At 59.1% G+C, this 19,782-nt stretch carries 14 protein-coding genes and 6 pseudogenes; 7 read left to right on the forward strand and 13 right to left on the reverse strand.

Features of this window, described 5'->3' with window-relative positions; genetic code table 11:
* Nucleotides 1–10: 10 nt before the first annotated feature.
* Both sctJ and IVB27_RS27660 read right to left on the reverse strand, forming a co-directional pair.
* Nucleotides 11–877, reverse strand: a complete 867-nt coding sequence (gene sctJ, locus IVB27_RS27655; protein WP_247399041.1) for a type III secretion system inner membrane ring lipoprotein SctJ — start codon at nt 875–877, stop codon at nt 11–13.
* Between the two features lie 9 nt (nt 878–886).
* Complete coding sequence (locus IVB27_RS27660; protein ID WP_247402497.1) at nt 887–1,366, reverse strand: nodulation protein NolB; 480 nt, start codon at nt 1,364–1,366, stop codon at nt 887–889.
* 185 nt (nt 1,367–1,551) lie between these two features.
* On the opposite strand from IVB27_RS27660, the gene IVB27_RS27665 reads away from it, so the two are divergent.
* The 4 genes and pseudogenes from IVB27_RS27665 (at nt 1,552) to IVB27_RS43140 (ending at nt 4,591) form a co-directional block, all read left to right on the forward strand.
* Nucleotides 1,552–2,247, forward strand: a complete 696-nt coding sequence (locus IVB27_RS27665; protein WP_247344785.1) for an EscC/YscC/HrcC family type III secretion system outer membrane ring protein — start codon at nt 1,552–1,554, stop codon at nt 2,245–2,247.
* Nucleotides 2,248–2,511: 264 nt separating this feature from the next.
* Nucleotides 2,512–2,785 (forward strand): annotated as a pseudogene (locus tag IVB27_RS27670) (transposase); the annotation flags it as partial.
* 55 nt (nt 2,786–2,840) lie between these two features.
* A complete protein-coding gene (locus IVB27_RS27675; protein WP_247359464.1) occupies nt 2,841–3,122 on the forward strand; it encodes a transposase in 282 nt (93 codons plus the stop codon).
* 1,004 nt (nt 3,123–4,126) lie between these two features.
* Nucleotides 4,127–4,591, forward strand: coding sequence for an ATP-binding protein (locus IVB27_RS43140; RefSeq protein ID WP_276011502.1), 465 nt, complete (start codon nt 4,127–4,129; stop codon nt 4,589–4,591).
* Nucleotides 4,592–5,564: 973 nt separating this feature from the next.
* Here IVB27_RS43140 and sctV read toward each other — a convergent pair.
* The 6 genes from sctV to IVB27_RS27710 form a co-directional block, all read right to left on the reverse strand.
* The gene (gene sctV / locus IVB27_RS27685; protein WP_247446187.1) at nt 5,565–7,688 is read right to left on the reverse strand and encodes a type III secretion system export apparatus subunit SctV; all 2,124 of its coding nucleotides are present in this window, start codon (nt 7,686–7,688) and stop codon (nt 5,565–5,567) included.
* On the reverse strand, nt 7,669–8,112 hold the full coding sequence (locus IVB27_RS27690; protein WP_018458377.1) for a tetratricopeptide repeat protein: 444 nt from the start codon (nt 8,110–8,112) through the stop codon (nt 7,669–7,671). The genes sctV and IVB27_RS27690 overlap by 20 nt, the downstream gene beginning before the upstream one ends.
* Nucleotides 8,113–8,114: 2 nt before the next feature.
* Nucleotides 8,115–8,651 (reverse strand): hypothetical protein, encoded by a 537-nt coding sequence (locus IVB27_RS27695; RefSeq protein ID WP_247446188.1) that lies wholly within the window; start codon nt 8,649–8,651, stop codon nt 8,115–8,117.
* A 36-nt stretch (nt 8,652–8,687) separates the two neighbouring features.
* Nucleotides 8,688–9,578 (reverse strand): SctD/MshK family protein, encoded by an 891-nt coding sequence (locus IVB27_RS27700; protein ID WP_247359461.1) that lies wholly within the window; start codon nt 9,576–9,578, stop codon nt 8,688–8,690.
* Nucleotides 9,579–9,694: 116 nt separating this feature from the next.
* Nucleotides 9,695–9,979: a hypothetical protein gene (locus IVB27_RS27705; RefSeq protein ID WP_247359460.1), complete on the reverse strand. Its 285-nt coding sequence runs from the start codon at nt 9,977–9,979 to the stop codon at nt 9,695–9,697.
* 67 nt (nt 9,980–10,046) lie between these two features.
* A complete protein-coding gene (locus IVB27_RS27710) occupies nt 10,047–10,232 on the reverse strand; it encodes a hypothetical protein (protein WP_247290861.1) in 186 nt (61 codons plus the stop codon).
* A gap of 584 nt (nt 10,233–10,816) precedes the next feature.
* Here IVB27_RS27710 and IVB27_RS27715 point away from each other — a divergent pair.
* On the forward strand, nt 10,817–12,736 hold the full coding sequence (locus IVB27_RS27715) for an HrpF/NolX family T3SS translocon protein (RefSeq protein WP_276001493.1): 1,920 nt from the start codon (nt 10,817–10,819) through the stop codon (nt 12,734–12,736).
* A gap of 76 nt (nt 12,737–12,812) precedes the next feature.
* On the opposite strand, the gene IVB27_RS27720 is transcribed toward IVB27_RS27715, so the two are convergent.
* Nucleotides 12,813–13,232: a transposase gene (locus IVB27_RS27720; RefSeq protein ID WP_247446189.1), complete on the reverse strand. Its 420-nt coding sequence runs from the start codon at nt 13,230–13,232 to the stop codon at nt 12,813–12,815.
* A gap of 1,786 nt (nt 13,233–15,018) precedes the next feature.
* Between IVB27_RS27720 and IVB27_RS27725 the strand changes: the two genes are divergently transcribed.
* A complete protein-coding gene (locus tag IVB27_RS27725) occupies nt 15,019–15,828 on the forward strand; it encodes an effector protein NopP (protein ID WP_247384375.1) in 810 nt (269 codons plus the stop codon).
* A 428-nt stretch (nt 15,829–16,256) separates the two neighbouring features.
* On the opposite strand, the pseudogene IVB27_RS27730 reads toward IVB27_RS27725, so the two are convergent.
* The 4 pseudogenes from IVB27_RS27730 to IVB27_RS27745 all read right to left on the reverse strand — a co-directional run.
* Nucleotides 16,257–16,915, reverse strand: a pseudogene (locus IVB27_RS27730) (transposase family protein); the annotation flags it as partial.
* A 175-nt stretch (nt 16,916–17,090) separates the two neighbouring features.
* A pseudogene (locus IVB27_RS43800) lies at nt 17,091–17,150 on the reverse strand (hypothetical protein); the annotation flags it as partial.
* A 443-nt stretch (nt 17,151–17,593) separates the two neighbouring features.
* Nucleotides 17,594–17,934, reverse strand: a pseudogene (locus tag IVB27_RS27740) (IS256 family transposase); the annotation flags it as partial.
* A 95-nt stretch (nt 17,935–18,029) separates the two neighbouring features.
* Nucleotides 18,030–18,845, reverse strand: a pseudogene (locus IVB27_RS27745) (ISNCY family transposase); the annotation flags it as partial.
* A gap of 143 nt (nt 18,846–18,988) precedes the next feature.
* On the opposite strand from IVB27_RS27745, the pseudogene IVB27_RS27750 reads away from it, so the two are divergent.
* A pseudogene (locus tag IVB27_RS27750) lies at nt 18,989–19,281 on the forward strand (IS66 family transposase); the annotation flags it as partial.
* Nucleotides 19,282–19,782 lie beyond the last annotated feature (501 nt).

The raw sequence follows: 19,782 nt of genomic DNA on the forward strand, positions 1-19,782 counted from the left end.
GGATACCACACTACGCCGCATTAGGCTTAATCGCTTTGCGAATCATCTCCATAGCAGAGACAGCCGAGCGCCCACCAACAGCGCTAACTTTCTGAGATGATTGCCTGCGCTGACGCCCACGAGCGCTCAGCAAGACGCAGGACAGCACGCCGAATACAGACCCGCCGAGACCCATGCCAACCGCAACCAATGGCGTCGAAATGACTCCAGATGCTTGGGCGAGACCAGCCGCAGCCGCCGGTCGCGGCTCTAGTGCGGGCCGCTCGACTGAGACGAAAACAACAGCCACCTTGTCATAGGATAAGCCCTCGATGCTGTTAGCGACGAGCATTTTAATCTGCGGCAGCAAGATTGAGAGATTTGCCCTCGAGTCATGTCGGATGAAAACCGACGCCGAAGATGGCGTGGTGTCACGTCGCAACAGGTCGTTCTTTGGCAGAACAACGTGGACGCGCGCCGAGAGGACACCATCGATATCACTGATCGTGCGAGATAATTCCTCGCTCAGCGCATAGACGTAACGGGCGCGCTCCTCGATTGGCGAAGCAATCAGACCCGCCGCGCTGAACACTTCGCCTAGACTCTTGAAAGCGTGGCGCGGCAACCCTTCGCCATTCAGCAGGTCGATTGCGGAAGCAATCTGAGTCTGCTCGACCTGGATCGTGATAGTCCCGTCCTTAGCAGCAACGCGGAGGGCATCGACCCCGTTCTTGAGGAGGACCGCAAGCATCTCATTGGCCTCACGCTCCTGAACTTTCGTGTAGAGATCGGCTTTGCAACCAACCAGGGCAAGCAGGAGCGGCAGCAGAGCCACAAGTTGAAGCCGCTTGCGGAATGGGCGCGCCTGATCGCTTTCGCGATCGATTAAACCAATCATTCGCCCCACTCAGCCCGCCGATATCAGCTTATTCAGAGATGAACCGAGGCTACCGATGCCATTTGAAATGAGTGTTGCCTGGATGACGCTGTCAGAAACATCCTTCAGATTCGCCAACATCGCCTCGAAGTCACCTGCGCCACTGGGGGCGCCCGGCACACCTGCTTCCGCTTTGCCCGGTTGCAGCAAAAGGGGCTCCGACGTCGACCCGGTCTCCGCACCTTTTGGAACTGCATTGACCGGATACATCGCAGAAAGATTCTGGAGGATGCGATCGCCCAGCGGGCTCGCCTGTGTTGTTGCACGCGATACCTCGGATGTCGGCGGAACCGCCGCCGCTCCCGTTACTGGAGGCGCAAGGTCTTGAACCGAAGCCGCTTGCAAGAGACTCTGCTGAAACTGGACCTGCTCGTCGACCGCTGTTGCCGAACAGGCCTTGGACAGGCCTTCTAGATTGTGAGAGATCGGCGCAGCGCCTAACATCATCATGGAAAGACTCGCTCTCATCGAGATGTGATACGACCAGCCGTTCAAGCCGATTAGCGGCTCAATGTCCTAGACAGGCCAGCTGACGACAAGCTGACGAGTTCGCCCGCACATCGCCATCTAAAGATCACGTTTCGCGTTCACGTACCGAACGTACTCCTGTTAGTTTAAGTCAAAGAGAACCATGAATGCTCATCCGATCCATAATCCCGCACGTTTTGAACGGAGTTCTGTGTGTCGCCGTTTTCGTTTCCGGCGGAACACAGATCGCGCGCGGCGCTCCCCTGTCGCTGCCCTCGACCCCTTATCGATATACGGTTCTGGATCAGGAGCTTTCTGCCGCGCTGCAGGAATTCGGCAACAACCTCAATATTAAAGTCACCATCAGCGCCGAGGTGAAGGGTCGGATTCGCGGGCACATGCCGGACCTGCCACCGCGCGAGTTCCTTGATCATCTGACTCAAGTCTACAATCTTCAATGGTATTACGATGGGCTCGTGCTTTACGTCTCTACCGCAAAGGAAGCGCAAACTCGTCTGCTTCTGCTAACTTCAATCAGCTGCGACGCGCTCAAGGCAACCCTCGATGCGCTCGCCATTTCCGACGAACGCTACATCATGAGATCGGCTCCGGGAAATGGCCTAGTCCTTGCGTCCGGTCCACCACGCTTCATCGCACTCGTGGATCAGACGCTCAATGGTCTCGTGGCGGAGGCGCAGGCGCGACCTCGCTCCATCGAGATGCCGTCTCGGGAATCTGTGCTGATGTTATATCGCGGCGCCTCCGCGACGATCGTTCGGGATGGGCGAACTGAAGCCCCGTACTCTTCAGACCTGCCGCGTCAGGAGGGTACCTTGCCTGCGCAAGGGCCGGGCCCAAGATGATACCGCTCAATCAGCCGTTACGCGGGGTGTGCAAGGAGGCTGGACCGATCGTCTGATCAGACGCCGCACAAGCAGGGCGAGACGAACGTGTCGTAAATCGGCTCCAGAACACGAGAATTGTCGCTGCGCGACCTTGTCCACCAGTACCGGGATATCCGGTGGTAGTGTGCGGGAGGTTCTGCAAAAGCTAGCGGCTGAAGCGGTCATAGTAAATCCGGTGCTTGCGAAGATCACCGCCCCTAGCGGAGCAAGGCCACCAAGACCGTGACGAAGATTAGGACGGATGGCTCTACCGTCAAACAGCTTATTGCGTCGGAAAGGGATCCTGAAACCGCTAATCCGGGGTGCGGTGCAGGAAGCTCTCGAAGCCACGATGGCGGAGGCGCTGGGCGAGGCGCGGCTGGGCTATCGCTCCGGCTACTATACCCGCTCGCTGATCACCCCGGGTGAAGGTGCCGCAGGACCGTCAGGGGCGGTTCTCGACCAAGCTGTTCAACGCTATCAGCGCTCGGAGAAGGCACTGGTAGCGGCGCTGGCGTTCGGACAGCAGTCTTGAATGGCCCCGGTTTTGCGACTGCACCGCATTTTGCGGCTTGGACGGGTTAACACCGAGGGCACAGTCGAGCGGCGGGAAAGAAAGGCTCGGGGCAGTATCAAAGCCTGAAAATCGGCAACTACGGACGCACTTGATCGTTGGTGCGACCTCAATCATCAAGCTTGGCAAGCGAGGCTCGAAAGCCCCGCTCTGGATTCGGACCATGCTGCAAAGACGGGCCGTCAAGCTCATAGCGGTGGAGTTCGCCAATAGCTTGCGCGCACCATATGGGCCTTGCTGGTCAGAGGCGGCATCTATCATGCGTCGCGTGCAATGCTGAAGCCTAATCTTAAGAAGTCTCCGGCGGAAGAAGAAAGCTGCCGAGGAGGCAAGGTGCAAATCTGGATGAACCCCGAATGACGACATTCCCGGTCGCAATCAGACCGCCTGGCTTACTGCGCTTCGAGCGCGAGAAATTGATTGGCCGATTGCTTCCGCGGATATCATCGTGGCCAGCGGCCGGGCGCCGCGTTTACAGGTCGAATATATGACCGCACCGTCATCCCTTGTTCGACCAGAGAACGATCTTGCAGCCCGGGCCGTTCCACACATGAGTCAGAGCCCCTTTTGGATGCCGATCGGGGGTCCAGTCCAATGCCGAACGCCACCCGTGTCAGCCACGACGGGCTCGTGTGGATCAGTGGGAACTATTACAGCATACCCGACCATACGCGGCGCAGTGTCGAGGTGCAGCAATTGCCCGATGTAATCCCATTCTCGATCAAGCGCAATCGTTGCCGTCCATCCCGTTCTAGAGAAGGCCGCCGGCGAACTCGCGTCGCGCCCGAGCATCGACAGGCGGTCAACCGGTCTAGGTCGCGACCAGGCGTATCCGAAGCCCTCGTCGATCGGGCCGGCGATCACATGCCAAGGCGGTCGCTGGGTGTTACCGAGGTGTCGCAAGCGCCTCCCCCAATCGGAAGGCCGGCCATAACCATCCACGCGCAGCCGGCAGCGATCGACAGCGTCAAGAAAGGCCTAGTCGCACTCAACATGCCAGGTGCGCTCAGAATGCTGGACACCACGCTGCGGCGGATTGAAAGAGGGTGAAGTCACCTGGATTGAGGCGCTCGAAACGCTTATCGAGGAGCTGCCCGTGCGCGACAGTCGCGGTGTCAGCACCGCGCTGAGAATGTCTCGCCTGACCACGGTCAAAAAGGCTCGCTGGCTTCGACTTCGCATTCCAGCTCCATCGCAATCGCATTCTGGCGCTTGCCCAATTGAAATTCATCTGCTTGCGACACCGGCAAGAGCGATCTCACGCCGGCACTCGCGGTCGAGGCCGTGAAGGCGGGAAAGAGCGTCGCGTTCGCCACGATCGCGGACATCGTGACGACCACCGTGCGCGAGCACCTGCGGTTCCTCGCCCGCGCCTCCCTCCTTGTCGTCGACGAAATCGGTTACCTCCCGGTCGCGCCTGGCGGCGGCAATCTGTTCTTCCAGTTGGAAGACGCCCGCTATGACAAGGGCGCGATGATCCTCAATTCAAACTGGCCACAGCAGTGCTTGATGGACTGCTTCCCCACGCAATTGTTATCACATCGAGGGATCGAGCTATCGGCTCCGCCAGCACGCCGCTCTCGTCGCGGAAAACGTCCGCTCGCCAACCCGCCGCAGCCCAAGCGCCGCGGCCGCCCGCCTGGAAGGACCAATGACTTAGCGGCTGATCCCCGAAGCACAATCGCCGTCACCCAGGGAAATCTGGACATTCTCACGGAAAGTTCGCTGCCCGTTGACAGAGGTCCATGATCGCCACCAGGTACAACAGCCATCTGCAGTCGAAACGTAAGTGATTTCGGCGAGCCAGATCCGGTTCGCTGCTGCGGCCCTAAAGTTGCGATCGATGAGGTTTGGCGCGATCGGCAGGCCATGACGGCTGTCGGCAACGCGGTGCGGCCGGGCCATCATGGCGCCGATGCCTTGCCGATGCATTAGGCATTCGATCCGGCCAGGGCTGGCGCCAGGTCCTTGTGCCCGCAGCGCGGCATAGACCCGTGGGTTGCCGTCCCCGAGCGCCGCTGTCCTGATGAGATATCAGTCGAGAGCGCAGCATTGGTCGTCGTGCGTGCTCTGTCCGGACGCTCGCGCCAGGCGTGATAGCCGGCCGGCGAGACCTCGAGCAAGAGACAACAGAACCAATACGTCCGCTACTATTAGGTATGCCCGGGTCGCTTGTGTAGGGCGGCAGCGCCAGCGCAGCGGGCGGGTGCTTGCATTGCGCGATATCGTGCACCGATCGTTGCGGACAACGTGATTTGGTCCGCGCAATCGGAATACGCTGCGCTGACGCGATTGCTTGTATTGCGGTTGTGGCTCACGAAGCGTCCCACGTTCTCAAGTTAACGCATTTAGTCTTGAGCGCATATAGGTCGCAGGTCCAGGCAGACGTTGACGAGCAATCAATGCGAGGCGCTTTCGCATCGACACGCAAGACCGATCCGCTGCGTTGATCTTCCGAGCTTTTTTGCTTCAACGCGTCGCGCAAAGCTCCTGGTCAGGAGTCCGGCCGATCGCGCACTCAATGCGTTCGCGCATAGCTGGATCGATATCTTTGGCGCCGAGCAACTTTGGCGCCGGCCGCTCTTGCATTTGAAGAGCTGGTCTATCCCAGCTAGCGCAACTGCAGAGCCCCAGAGTGGCGAAGAGAGCCGAGCACGAAAGCAGACAAAATGAACCCAAGCGCCACCGCGCTGCCTTACGAGGTGAATTCATGCGGTCCTTCTTAAATTGACTGCTGCGCCTGTGAATCGGGCGCAAGGAGCGTGTTGCTGAGTTCCTCGGACGGGGCGTCGTCGTCCTTTGCAGCTGCGAGTGTAATGGATCCAACAGGCTGGATTGTGAAGTCCGAGGCAAGGTCCTGATAGGATAGAACAGCAAGATCGATCCCATTACGGGTGAGAAAGCCGCGGACAAAGCGTCGAATATCCATCGAAGCAAGGATAACCGGCTTGATCTGCGCCCGAACTACGTTCGAATGGATGTGACGCATTTTTGAGAGCAGCGCCTCGCTTTGCCCGTCGCTCAAAACCAAGTAGGGTCCTTTGGCAGTCTCTCGAACCGCGCTGCGCACGATATCCTCGGTTTGACGTTCGATGACAAAGACCGGCACGACGCGGTGTGCGTTGGCATACCGATGGCAGATTTGCCGTCTCAGACCGGAGCGAACATGTTCCGTGAGCAAGACGACGTTTTGTTCACGTCCGCTCCATTCGGCCAATGCCTCCAGAACCAGTCGTGTGTTCCGGATCGGAATACCCTCCTCCAGGAGGCGCCGCAAGACGTCGGCTACTTTAGGGATCGGCGTCGTACGCAACACCTCCTTGACCAGATCGGAATATTCCGTCTCCATGCGGCCCAGCAACTGGCGCGTCTCCTGGATACCCACCAAGCACTGTGCATAGCGGGTCAACGCCGAATGGACGCGCAAGGCCAGGATTTCAATGGGACGGTGGTGCCCGATGCCGGCTGCTTTGAGAGCCGGTGCATTGCTCTGTTCAATCCAGATTTGATCCGTCTCCCGGTCATGCCGAAACGGGATGCCACTCAATTCAATGTTGGCCGGATCGTCGTGGAGTGCGAGCTGGGTTGGATCAATTAACTCCTGCTCGACGGGCACGCCCTCGACATCCACCCTGTACTGCAGGTCTGGCAAGCGCTCGTCGACCTCGATGGGGATGCGCGGAATTGTGATGCCGAGATCAGACGAGATCAGTCCCGAAACGCGTGCAATGTGCTGTTGCAATTCTTCTTTGTCGATCGCCCCTGTCAGACTTGACGCAAGGAACAACGCGATGGGAAGCGCCTCCGCAGGCACGATTTCCTTGTTAGACTCTGTGGGAGCCGGGCGAGAGACATCAGCGCTTTTCTTGCCGCTTTGGGTCCCACCGTCGGCAAAGCTCGCTGCCGCAAAGACTGCAGCCAAGACGAGAAAGACAGGGAGCGGAAAACCCGGAATAGCCCCCATTACAACGAGGACGCAGGCAGACAGCCGCAATGCGTGCGAGTTTGCTGTGAGCTGGTTAACGATGTCGGTCCCAAGATTGAGCCTTACGACCCCATTTACACGAGTGATGATTGTCGCAGCTGTAATCGAGAGCAGCAGCGAGGGAATTTGTGAGATTAACGCATCACCTATGGTCAGCAGGGTATATTGATGCAGCGCCGCCTGGAAAGACATGCCCTTGGAGAGCAGGCCGATGGTGATCCCGCCCAGCATGTTGACGCAGATAACCACCAATCCTGCGATGGCGTCGCCCTTTACGAATTTCATGGCGCCATCCATAGCCCCGTAAAGCTGGCTTTCTTTCTCCAATGTAGCGCGCCGGCTGCGGGCTTCGTTCTGATCGATATGGCCATTGCGCAATTCCGCATCGATTCCCATCTGCTTGCCTGGCAGAGCATCGAGCGTGAACCGCGCCGCCACCTCCGCCACGCGTTCAGCCCCCTTGGCCACGACGATGAACTGCACCATGGTCACGACTAAAAATATGACAATACCAACGACGATATTCCCCGATATGACGAAATCACCGAACGTGCGAATGATGCTGCCCGCATCCCCCTCAGCCAAGATCAGCCGCGTCGTTGATACGGTGAGCGCCAGACGGAATACCGTGGAAATCAGAATGACGCCTGGCAAGGACGAGAAATCAAGTGGAGTGCTAATATAGAGAGCGACCATCAGCAGCAATATGGCGAAGCCCAGATTGAAGCCGACGAGCGTATCGATCGCCACTATCGGGATCGGCATGATCATCATGCCGACCGTCAGAAGCAGCATCAACGCGACCATCAAATCGGAGCTGGCCGACGCGCGCGCAATGATCTTACGCAGGACGCTGGTCATGGGGACCTTCCGATCGTTGATTGATCAGGCCAGTGCCGTCACGCAACGAGACATAGCGTTGGAAAGCGGCGAGCGCCTCGTCTATGAGGCCGGCCCGCCGCAGAGCGTGGCTACGCAACAGCATCAAAGAGATACGCGCCGAGGGTTCGTCATCAAGTGTGTTCAGCCTATCTATGACCTGCAACGCCTCACCTCCGAGACCTTCCAAGATGAGGGCATAGGCGAGAATCCGTAATAGATCGACGTCTCGCGAGTCCTTGCCGACGATGAGTCGTAAGAGAGCCACGCATTCTGCGCTCTGCCCACATGCAAGGTGAAGATACGAAAGTGTACAGAGCAAATCGCGCTCCTGCCCGGAACTCAGCGAGTCGTTATCGGATTTGGAAACGTTGGTCGTCCGTTGCGCTCCATCGGAGTTGAACATTGTTAGGCTTCGATCAAGCTATTCCGATTCCGGCGGAGCAGCGCTAGCCAGTGCAGTCCCTGCCGTAGGACGACGATACCGCCCCCAGCTATCGGATCCGCAGGCGCGGCCGCCAGCTTATGGACGAGACCTTCCAGAACAATGCTATACCGCTCCGCCCGCAGCATGTCCGGATGACGAAGGCTTGGCGTGACGAAGGAGAGTAGATCGTGCGCGATATCGCGCCCGTAGAGCGATGCCATCCCAGCGCGTTGCTCGAGCTCATAAATGCGAGTGCGCATCTCGTTGAGACTGACACGCCCGACTGCATCAATATCTTTGGCCTCCGATGCGGCTTCGATCGCTAGATCCAGCGGCATATAGCGCGTGTTCAGCTCGCCCCAGATCGACGCCAGCTCCTTCTCGCCGTTTGCACGAGCACCGTCCGTCTCACCTTTATTGGGTTGGATGGTCGGCCCTATCACTGGTTGATGATGGTGCTCGCTGAGTCTCTGCGAAGCAGTGCCAGGCCCGACATCGTAGCGGGACACCTTTGACATGACGATCTCCTTATCCTTCCTTCGGGCCCGGAAACCCTAATACGGAACGGCAACAACGCGGCCATTGCGGCTTAGCAGCACACGCCCATCCTCGATTCGAGTGACCGCCCATCCGTCGGCCAAGAGAGCGCCGACGAAATACTTCTGCCCACCGACAAAGAGATAGGGCTGGGGTCCGCGCGAAACAGCTTCGATCGCGATTGAGGATGGCTGCTTTTCCTCCTTGACGATCACTCCGTTCACCAGTGTCACCGCACCGTATGTACGACCATCGAACCATTGCTGGAGCTCCTGCCATTTCGCAACGGTTGCAGGCGTGACTTTTCCCTCAGCGCTAACAAAACCCGGCCCCGAACCAACCCTGATATCGAGCAGGCCCGCCTTATCAATTTCCTGTTTCAGCACTTCGGCCGCAGCCTGAGCTCGCCGATCGTCAGGCCGATTCATACCCAGCTTGGGTACAAGCTCTGCGGCAGGCGGAGCAATGCCGGTCGGTGCACTTCCGCTGGCTTTGAAGAAAATCGTCGAGAGACTGCCTACGCCAAGAAAGCTGAGGAGCACGAGGGCGAGAGCTGAGATCCAAACGCGCGAGAGGCTGATCGACCGAGCCTCAATCGCATTCTGCATCGACCAGCGAATAGACATGGCGCCCGCACGAATGACGGCAGGAAGAAAAAGAACAACACGTTCACCTGCGGCAATATCCCCGTCGCCCTCTGGGGTGCTTACGGCTGCAAGCGCCTCAAGCTCGATTGAATTGCCAACTAGGGTGACACGTAGGTGATGCGGCTCAAGCCCTTGTTCGACGAAAACCATATCCGCGTCGAGGCCGCTACCGATAAGGCTCGTTCCGACAGCAGCCTTCCCGCTTAGCCCGGCATACGGTCCCGACAGTACCTCGAAATGTAAGGAGGCGGCCTCATTCACGGACAATTCTCCGAACTATGAGGAGCACGGCAGGGGGATTGGTCGCACGACTCATTCCTAGGCCGCACCACTATGACGGGAAAGGCGGAGCGACGATTCGCCCCGCCTTTCACCGTTTATCCGTTGACGCGCTCGCTGGCCGCCTTCCTCTCACTCGAGAGCTCGGTCGTCAGTGCACGCAACTTTAGGTCCTGCACCATGGCCTGCTGGTTAACCGCCTTCAAGTCGTCGATCAGTTTCTCGAAAGTACCCGTCCCACCAACGTTATCGGTCGACGAGTTACCGACGCCGGGACCCGCGGACTTGGTATCAGTCTTGTTATCAGTCTTGCTAGCATTCTTGTTATCATGGGAGTCGTGGACACCACCAGTAGAAGGGCTAGTAGAGCTTGTTTTGGTCATATCGCTTCACCTTCCATTTTTTTGCTGCCATCAATGGCAACACTCCACTGACGTCGAAGAACCGGCGTCAGGTATCCTCTTCTGTTTCAGCTATAGCTTCGCGAAGATTTGACATGTTTCGCTCCATCGCCTGCATCGCGACGTTGGCAAGAACCGAACCGAACGCCGATTCGAACTTCTGACGATCAGCTACCGACTGCGAGCTGCCAGTGTCAGAATTGGTATGGATCACGCCTTCGATTGCCCCGGCCATCTGGTGCCTCTCACTTCAGTTCCGCCAAAACGGTGGTATCACCACCGAGCGATTCACATTGCTCACGCTACTGGGACTAGCTGTCGAGAAGCTGACGAGAATGAGAACAACCTCACTATCGTCAAGTGAACCCAGCTGAGAGCGCGCATTCGCAGGTACATGCCGCGACTGCCACCGCGCGAATTTCTCGGCCCCACTTTCAATCTCTACATAATGCCGACGAGCGCCAGATCGCGGCGCCGGCCCAACGCACCTCATCACATTGCTCGATCAGCAATGGTGTGATGGCAAGTCAGAGGCAAAACCGCGCGCAGTTGGAAATGCTACCGCGGGAATCGGTGGTGATGTTGTTTCGTGGCCCCACAGCGATCGTCACTCGGGACTGACGACCGCAGGCACCTGCTTTGCGAAAGCGTCAGAGCAGCGTCGTGCCTGCACATGCTCTGAGCCGGAGATGAGTTTCATGAGCACGATGACGCCTCTCCGGGATGTTAAGACGACCGACATTGGCTCGTCCTGCTCCGTCTAAAAGTCGTCAGCTTCTCGAAAGCTCGCCCCCTTAACGTGAAAGCCTCGATCTTACGATGTCGATGCCAAGTATTTACCGCAATGGAATGGAAATGAACCTAATGCAGCTCAACAGCGTTTCGCTGCCCGCCAGTGCAGATCCAGCTCTGTTCGGGCTTGTTCCGGGGGCTTCGTCGGCCTTGGGATCATCCGCGCAGACCCCCGGCCAGATTCGGGAAGGCGAACCTTCGATGTTCGAGGCGATGGTGTCCATCTGCTCGCGGGAAGAGAAATCCGACGTTCCCTCCACGCCACCGGATCTGCTGCAATCAGAACGACAGATCCCGCAGGATTCGCTGGACCAGTTGTCAGCGCACTCGAAGGCGGCGATCGAGGCGGTGATGAAGGATCCGGTTTTTTCTTCCTCGGTCGATTCCTCCTCGGTCGATTCCTCTTCGGTCGACACCCCTGGTGCAGACGCATCGTCGACGGCTGCTCCATCGCCTGACGTACCGAGCACTCCGGTGCCAAGCTCTAGGATCACGTGGAACGGCGGCACGCTCACCAATGCCGAGTTGCAGATCGTGGCAGTGCTGAACCGGCATAAGGACCAATGCCCACTCAGCTGGGACTCGCTGGCAGCCAAGGCCAGCGATCCGTCGACGCCCCCGGATCTGAAGGAGGCGATCGAAGGATTGCGACGCGATCCAGAGCTCTTCTATGCGATTGGCTCCCAAGGGGACGGCCGCTGCGGCGGCAAGATCAAGGCCAAGGATCTGTCAGAGTTTTCCGCCAGCCATTCGCAGGTTGCTACATTCCAGGAGCAGCAAGCGCAAAGCTACGAGCAGAACTATATTCCATCCGACGGCACCTCGAATGGACAAGCATCGGTCATGACGTTGAATGATGCATTGCGCGAGCTTTACAAGTATTCTGACTACCTGCCCAAGAATTTGAGCCTGGACGATTTCAAGCGGATCGTCGACGGCAAAGCTGACACTGGTAAGTGTCCGCCTCAGCTGATCGCGGCGGCTCAACACTTCCTCGAGCACCCGGACGCCTGGGAGCAGTTGTGCGGTGGTGCGACTGATAAAATCCACAAGGAAGACTTCTTGCAAGTCGCCTCCTCGTCGATGAATTCCACGCAAAGCGAGCTGAACACGCTCGACACGATCAACAAGAATCAGAACGCCTTCTTCGGGGACGGTGACCTGACACGACACAAGTTGGCGAGTATGGTCGAGGACAAGACTCTCGACCCGAAGATACGAGAAGCGGCATCGCAACTGCTCTCGGACCCGATCTTGTTCCGTTTGCTAAACAATTCGATTACGGGCTACAAGACCCATCAGGAGTTCTTCGATTTAGGCGGCGGGCATACGGTCGACTCCGGTAATATCAGCAACAACGACTTCAGGCACTTCTATAGCAACATGTCACCTGCGAACCATACCGTTCAGCAGATCAAGACCCATGTCCCCAAGACCGCCGCTGAACAAAATGCAGTCACAGACATGTTGATGGGGGTATCCGACCAACCCGATGTCGCGTCTCCGAAGAAGAATGGCGGGGTCCTCATGCATGCGGTCGATGACGTAGCCAAGGTGGGCTCGAAGGTGCTCGACTGGGAGGCCACGGCAGTAGGCCTGCTCGGCGTCATTCCGGGACTGGGCGAGTTGGCCGATGGCATATCGATGGTGCTCGAGCTCGAGTCGCAAGCATTGAGCCTTCTGCATACGGGCATTAGCGGAGGTGATATGAAACAGGCTCTGAAAGAGGTTGGCCTTAATCTTGCGGGGCAGGCCATTAGCTTTGTTGCTGGGCCCGAGGTCAAATTCGCGCTGCGCGAGGGCCTCGCAAAGGAGATGCTCGAACAGACCGTGCAGTTCGGCCTCGATACGGCGATCTCGAAAGTGCAGTCCTATGCCGAGGACCATTTGGACGACCTGAAGGCACGCCTTACCGAGCCCATGCAGGCCGCAGGCGTTCCGAGTTAGGTCGCTACGCCGCCGTCGTCTCAGAAGGTGGCCTGAAAGGCCAGTTGCGGGTAAGGTGCGATTCGTATCTACCTTTTCAGGGACGGACGCTTGCAACTTCTGCGCCGCTCGACAGTACGGCCTCGAGAAAGTCGGTATTTGCCACGTCATCAGGGCGAAGCCGCCGCTCGGCAAGCGGCGGAAGAACGCGCGCTGCACTCGAGGCGCACCCCACGCGCGATGAAAGTCGCCTGTAAAAGCCGCCGAGCGCGGTGTCTGTACGGCCCACGGTTACGGCAGCAAGGCGCAGAATTGCCGCCGCCCTACCGCCGGATCCGCGCGTTCGGGACGAGAGCATTCTGCCGCCGGAGACCTTGTCGTTCGGCGCCAGTCCCAGCCAGGAGGTAAAATGCTTTGCACTTCGCCACGAGGAGAGGTCGTCGCCCCATTCAGCGATCAGCTTCAGCGAGAGGTAAGGACCGAGGCCGTCGAGCGTGGTGATGTCCTTTCCGAGCAACGGAACAGCGCCACGCGGACGTTCGTAAGCTAGAGCGTTCGCCTGATCGGTTCGATTCCGACGCGCCTTCAACACGGCTTCGATCCGGGGCGTCGCAGACAGATGCTTTCTCGTGGTAGGCGTCCTAAAGCGCAAGTGCCTGCTCGAGCGCAAACAGACGCTCGGCGCGATAGCTTCCGGTGAGCGCGTTCACGATCGTCTCCGCGCTAGCGTGGCAACTGTAATGGCGCAAGCACGCCAGCGCCTCAGGATCGCGCGGATGAGGCGCAGCCGGTGGCGCCGGTGATGTCGGCGAGATCTGGTGGAGTTGAAGATTATCTCCGTCAAGGCCTTGTGCATATGCTTGATGTGGGAGGCCGCGTACCCAATCAGACGCTCGCGCTGGCGCACGTAGGCTCGCAGCTCCGCAATCTGTCCTTTGGGCCGAAAGCTGGCTCGCGACAGCCCAAACGAATGGAGCCGCTGCAGCCACTGCGCATCGGTGATATCGGGCTGCCTCGAGCATCGGCACCACTTCTGACTCAAAACACATCGGCCAACCGGTCCGGCCGGCGACGGCCGCGCCACCCTTCTTCTGCGATGGTAGGCGGGGTTGTTCTGGGTCCGATACGCGGTTGACGGACTAAACGACGCCTTGGCGGCGGCCACTGGCGGGCTGACGGTACTTCGTGTAGAGCCTTCTGTCGTTGCCGCCCGTGATGCAAGAAGTTTCTGACCCGTTCGGCGTGTGGACGATGCGCTCTTCTGTCAGGCCTTCCTTTACGGCGTCCTCAGAAGCCGCTGGCCGGTACGGTGATCCGCGGATCAAGTCCAATTCTCATCTCCGAGCACCTCGGCTCTTCAGCTCTAACTGGTTTTCCTGATCCAGATCTGTTCGATCGTTCCGCCCATTAGGGTCGTCCCCTTCTCACACCCTTCACCAACGTCAGGCTATTTCGTGCTGCATTCGTCATGATGCCGTCACTGCCTGCGCTGGGTTCCGATAATCCACCTTCCGGGTGGCCATGGCCCAAATCGTCCCAGCCATCTTGGCCGCGAAGGCGATCGCCACGAGCAGTGCGCGGCTTCCGCGAGAGCGCTTCGGCGAGCACAAGAGCTGCGTTTGCGCTCAGGTAATCTACCACTTCGCCGGCGGCCAGACCGTCGTCCGCCACTGATCCAGCAGAGCTGGCTCGAGACCGGAAGACGAGCCGCGGGCGTGGTAGTCGATGGCTCAGCTCCGGCTGCCTGTCTTCTCGACTCGGCTTCGGAAGGCGGAGCTTCCATGAGTTCGAGCACGGCGCGCCCCTTCCTACGCCAACCGCCGTTCAGGCGCTCGTCGAACGGCAGTGCCACGTAGTAGGCGACGTCATCCGGAGTCACTCTCGCGATCGCGTTGCGCGCCACGCGCCCACCATCCAGTCGACACTGCGTGCAGTTCGCTGCCTCGGACTGGGAGTGCCACCAGGTCGAGCAAGCCATCCAGCGCACGAGACGCTCGGGCGGCGGTGGAAGTCGCTTTCCTCGCGGCGAGCTCGACGCCTCGGCGGGTCCGAGTGCCCCGCATCATGTTCCCCTTGCGACGTGCCGCTTGCACCAGTCCAGCACCTCCTCGCCTCGTGCTGGGTGGATAACGTGGAAGCCTGCATCGCGCAACGCCTCGACGATACGCGGTCGAGCTGCCCAAAGGGGTCGGATTTTCCCTTTATGCGCTGGCGTCAGCTTACGGACAGCTAAGCTGTCTATCAATCGGGTAAGGTCTAACGACCTGAAGCAATGCAAGACGTATGATCCAGGTGCAGTCGTCATGTACGGTCGAGTTAACAATTGGCCCGATATTCCGGCCGAAGAAAGATATCATCGGGCAGCAAACGCTGAGGAAGCGGGTGCCGAAAGCCAGGGCTTCGCGGATGCGTTCGCTAGAACGCGATTGCAGGAGTCCGCTGGCAGCTCACCTTCGCAACCGAGTTATTCCCTCGTTCGAAAACCTCCTGTGGTCGAGATCGACAGAGCTACCTTCAGGACAGAAGTGAGGACCTTTCATGGCGACGCAATCAACCGCATCGCCAACAATCCACACGAGTACTCGGAATTTGTATCCGCAAGAGCTAAGCGCACAGCAGAGGTCGCTAAGGAATACGGTATCAGAAGAGATTCAGAAGACGCCCGATATTACAGCTACCAATTAGGAAATGTGAGCGTCGGCCTCCAAAGAACGGAGGCCGGATTCAACATGACTGAGTTCGAAAGCGATAAGTGGCGAGAACAGTTCCCTGGACGAAGTGAAGTCACCTCAATTGTTGATTTTCAGGTTGCTCATCCGCTTGTCGCGAACGCCGGCGATATTCTGCTCGAACATCAGCTTCGGCAAGACGGCGAACGACCATTGGTGAACTGGCGTCCTGCTAATGCAGAAGCGAAGGCCCGCGCAGAGACAATGGGCTTCGTTGAAGTGGACGAGGACGACATGGTACTTGACCCCACTCAGTCCGCCCAGTGGACAAAAAACAGCCTCGGTGAATGGCAGCGCGCAACTAAATCTCAGCTTTATCTCTCCAAGGTCGATAGTGATACGGAGGTTGCAGCAGATTCCGAAGAGGATGGTGACTTTATGTAATGCCCAGATCCGCTGGCATTCATGTTTGGGCAGGCGGTGGAGCAAGGAGCGCAGGCAAACGGACAGCTGCGGCAAAGGTCAAGCCTCAGCCGAGCGAAACCGACAATTCGACTGGATCCGCGAGGTGCTTTGTAACAAGGCACCAATGTTCACCATCGGGCCGGTCCGAAGTGATAGAGATGTCGAGCGAATTGAGCCACAGCAACCATGCGCTCTGATCCCGGCGCTAAGCTCTGCGCCGCTGCCGCCGACCTTAAGGACGGACGTGTTGACCGGTGCGATGTGGCCCGTCCTGAACCGGCTTAATGCCAGATGCGATCTCGACAAGCTTGTGTGCGGCGGCTTCGGAGCCAAGCTAGCTTGATCGGCGGAAATCTCATCAGGCTCGGACTGACTCGCTGCCGCCAAGCATCGTGGAATCGTCGCCGCTAAGAAGGCAGTTTGAGCGCCTCCGACCGGACACCTGCTTGCCAGAGGATGATCAGGATTGATGTCAGCAAATCCCTCAGCCAGGCGATCACGCGGCGGAGGTTGTGGCCGACGGCGGTGAGGATGACGTTGCTGGCGTCGCTCTGACGACCCTTGGGATGGCAGCGGCCGAGGTGACAGTCGCTCTCATGTGGCCAATGATGGGCTCGATGGCTGAACGGCGCCGGAGCTCGCGCTCGATGACGCCGAAGACGCCCCGTTTCTGCCCGGAGATGAAGACGCTGCGCGGTCTATCGGTGTTGCGGCCGCGATAGCCCTTGTCGACATAAGCGCGCTCGACCGCGCAGCTGGTTAGCGTTTCCGTCACCTCGATGATGGTGCCGAGCGAGTGTCCGTCATAGCGATTACCGGGCAGTGCGCGAGCGTGCACCACGAACTGGCCGCCCGGCGCGCGGCCGTTGGTGGTGACGATCGAGGCCTTGACGCCGAACTCGTAAGGCGCTGCCGCCTTGCCTTTGCGGATGTACTCGACCTCGGGCGCATGGAAGGAATAGAGCTTCCTGCGCTGCCGCTGCTGTTGCGATCCGCGCATCAACGTCAGTAGGCGTCGTTCTTTCTTCCTGCTCATTTTCTGAACCATCCGTTTGAGACGCCGCCGCGCCGGACATCGGGCCAGGAGCGTTGTTAACGCCGGTGCTCCGCGCGGGCTTTCCATGTGGACACCAACGGGATCTCTCAGGTTTCCTGGTGACCATCCCGCAGCTGGCCGGGTTGCGCAACGACCGGCCTCCCTCCTCGTCGAACCGCCCTGGATGATCTGCCGATCCAAACAGCAGCGCGCTTGCCTCCTCGCTGCGCCAGGATTTGACGCGGCGCTGAAGCGTTCGCAGCAACTTATCCGGATAGCAGATATTCCGCCTGCAGCCTTATCAGGAGCTCGGCGCCGTTTCGCCACGGCTCGGCCTTGAACCACTCCTGCAGCTGTGGGGTCGCCTGAACGAGCGGATCAGGGGGACGACGACCTCGCTTCGCTTTGAGGATCGGACGGTCCGTCCGTCGAGATGCGCCCTCTTCCAAGCCGTTCGCAAGCTGGCGAGGAAGAAGTCGATGGGCGGGGCCGCAGTAATGGAATCGCCCGACGACTTCACGTCGGCAAGGTCGGCCAGACGTTGCTGCGCAGACCGAATGTTACGCAGCAACGCGACCGGGTCCAAGCTGAAGCAGATTTCCTGCAGTCGGGCCAGAACCGCATCGGAGGTATGTGGGTTAGCTGTCAGCCGCTTATGCGGCGGCGTCGGTGCCACTATTAGATTTACGGACGCGTGCGCCATCGCGCTATCAGCTTGAACGACGGCTGTAAGGGCGGCAGGATCGACGGCGAGAACCGGATGCGGCCAGGATCGGCGGCGTCCGCTTCGCGATCGCGTACACGCGGCTGGCGGACGGCGACCGGACCGATGCCGGTCATCACCTCGCGCTCCGGCAGGTGACCGTGGCGGACGACTGGTGGCCGTCCCGGGTCTTCAAATCGGCATCCTGGCCGAGAAAGTCTGCAACCTCGGCCTCGACCGCCTGGGAAAGCAGGGCACGCGCCCCATTGCGCAAGACTTCTGTGAGTTGATCGTCGAAGTTGCCTGGTTGAATCAGATGGATGACGTTATCGTGGACACAGCATATCGCTCCTTCGGTGGAGAAGTGGAGGCGTCAAGCACCCCCACGATATGCCGCTTTTCCGATTCCCGCCGTCACCAACTTTGGGTGATAGCTCACGCAGCCGCCTCAAGTCCTTCAAACCGCCGATAACCGATGATGCGTCGGACCACGGCTCCGTTCTTCTGTTCGACAAACGCCTGGTCGTTCTTGCGGTAGGGTCGGCAACGCGTGAACTCGATGTTCATCTGCTCACATGCCGTGCAGCGAGAGCGGCAGCTGTCGGCGAACTTTTGTCGTCACGGTGCTCAGGAGCGTTTGCTCGCGCACCAGCAACGGCGCACACTCCGTCCAACAGGTCGCAATATCCGTGAGCACCAGCGTCTGTATAAAACCGGCGCGCGCCGAGGGCCCACTGTGAGCGACCAGATCGGCTTCGACTAACCCCGGCGCCGGATACTTCCAGCCGGCGGACGTCCGTACCGGGATTCCGTCGCTCTGCGCTCGCCACCGGGCGGCGCCGCTGGCGTCCACCTTCCTCTCGGATCTTGCCCAGCGCCCTATCGATCGTGGACGCGCTCCCCGCCAGTAGCTTCGCACGGATTTCAGGAGCCAGGCCCATGTGACCGTTGCGTTCCATCGACTCGATCAGGAGCGGCAGCAGCGCTTTCAGCCTCTTGCCGCAGATCCGGTCGGATGCCTCACAAAGCACTACCAGCGCATTTCGCTCAGCTTCCTCGTAATCCGGCGACGGGTGCGCCGAACCGAGGATTGCCTCATCTCGCCTCGGAGCAGGCGCATCGCATGCTTTCGATGCAAGCCCGTCACAAGCACAAACTGGTCCAGCATTCGCGCTTCTCCGCGCGGCTCGCCTCTCTGTAGCGCTGCCCCACAGCGCCCGTCAGCTCTCTCCGAATCGCCATGCTCAGTTGCCTCATTATCGCGCCCGCAGTCCCATCCCACTGGGGAGCAAATTACGTGAGGCAGGCACAGCACAGCATTCAGGAACATTTCAACCGACTTCTTGCCATCCTCGTATGGCTTCCGACCGGGACGATCGCCCATGATGCCCTACACGCTTGAGGCCGATCCGTGTGCCACATCCAGGCGCACCGCTCTCGAGCGCTTCCTAAGCGACGGTCGCATCAAGCTCGACTCCAACACCGTCGAGCGCGCAATCCGGCCACCAACCATCACAGGAAAAAAACGCGCTCTTCGCGGGCAGCCATGGTGGCCGGACCTGGGCCACCATCGCCACGCTGCTGCAGACCAACGAAGATGAACGACCTCGACCCGCACTCCTGGCTCACGCAAACTCTCGAAGGGATCGCGCGGCGCTGGCCGATCTCTCAGATCGATACTCTCATGCCCTGAACTTCCAAGCCTGAACGGCCAAAGCTTCGCGCTTACGCCGCTGCCAACACGTCTTTGGTATTCATCGGCGGCGGCGCGCCTCGCGCAATTAAGGCGCTCGAAAGCGGGGTAGATCACCAAGCTGAGAGGATTTGCCGCATCGTGAAACGGGTATGAAAACCCAAGCAGGCTCGACGCGACAGCGATGGGGGCTTGAAGTCTACGTAGCGTCAGGTTGTACAGTCTGAATCATACATACGGCCTTCTCTGAAGCTTCATGATCACTCGGAGAGGCTCGGTTGGTTGTAGCGAATGTGAGGACGGTGATCTGAAGAGGAAGCAGAGCTTGCAGTCCAAGTATTGAAACCCGGTCGCCTTCCAACAGCAGTGGGGCGGCCCAATGTCGGTCGCCGATGTGCCGCATGCGATGTCCCGGAAGGAGGGGCGGCAACACCGTGGCTTTTTGAGTCGTGCGAGTATTTGGGTTTCGTTTCTCCTGGATCGTTTTGAGGTTTGGCGAGC

This window comes from Bradyrhizobium sp. 197 (genome assembly GCF_023073375.1).
Taxonomy (GTDB): Bacteria; Pseudomonadota; Alphaproteobacteria; order Rhizobiales; family Xanthobacteraceae; genus Bradyrhizobium.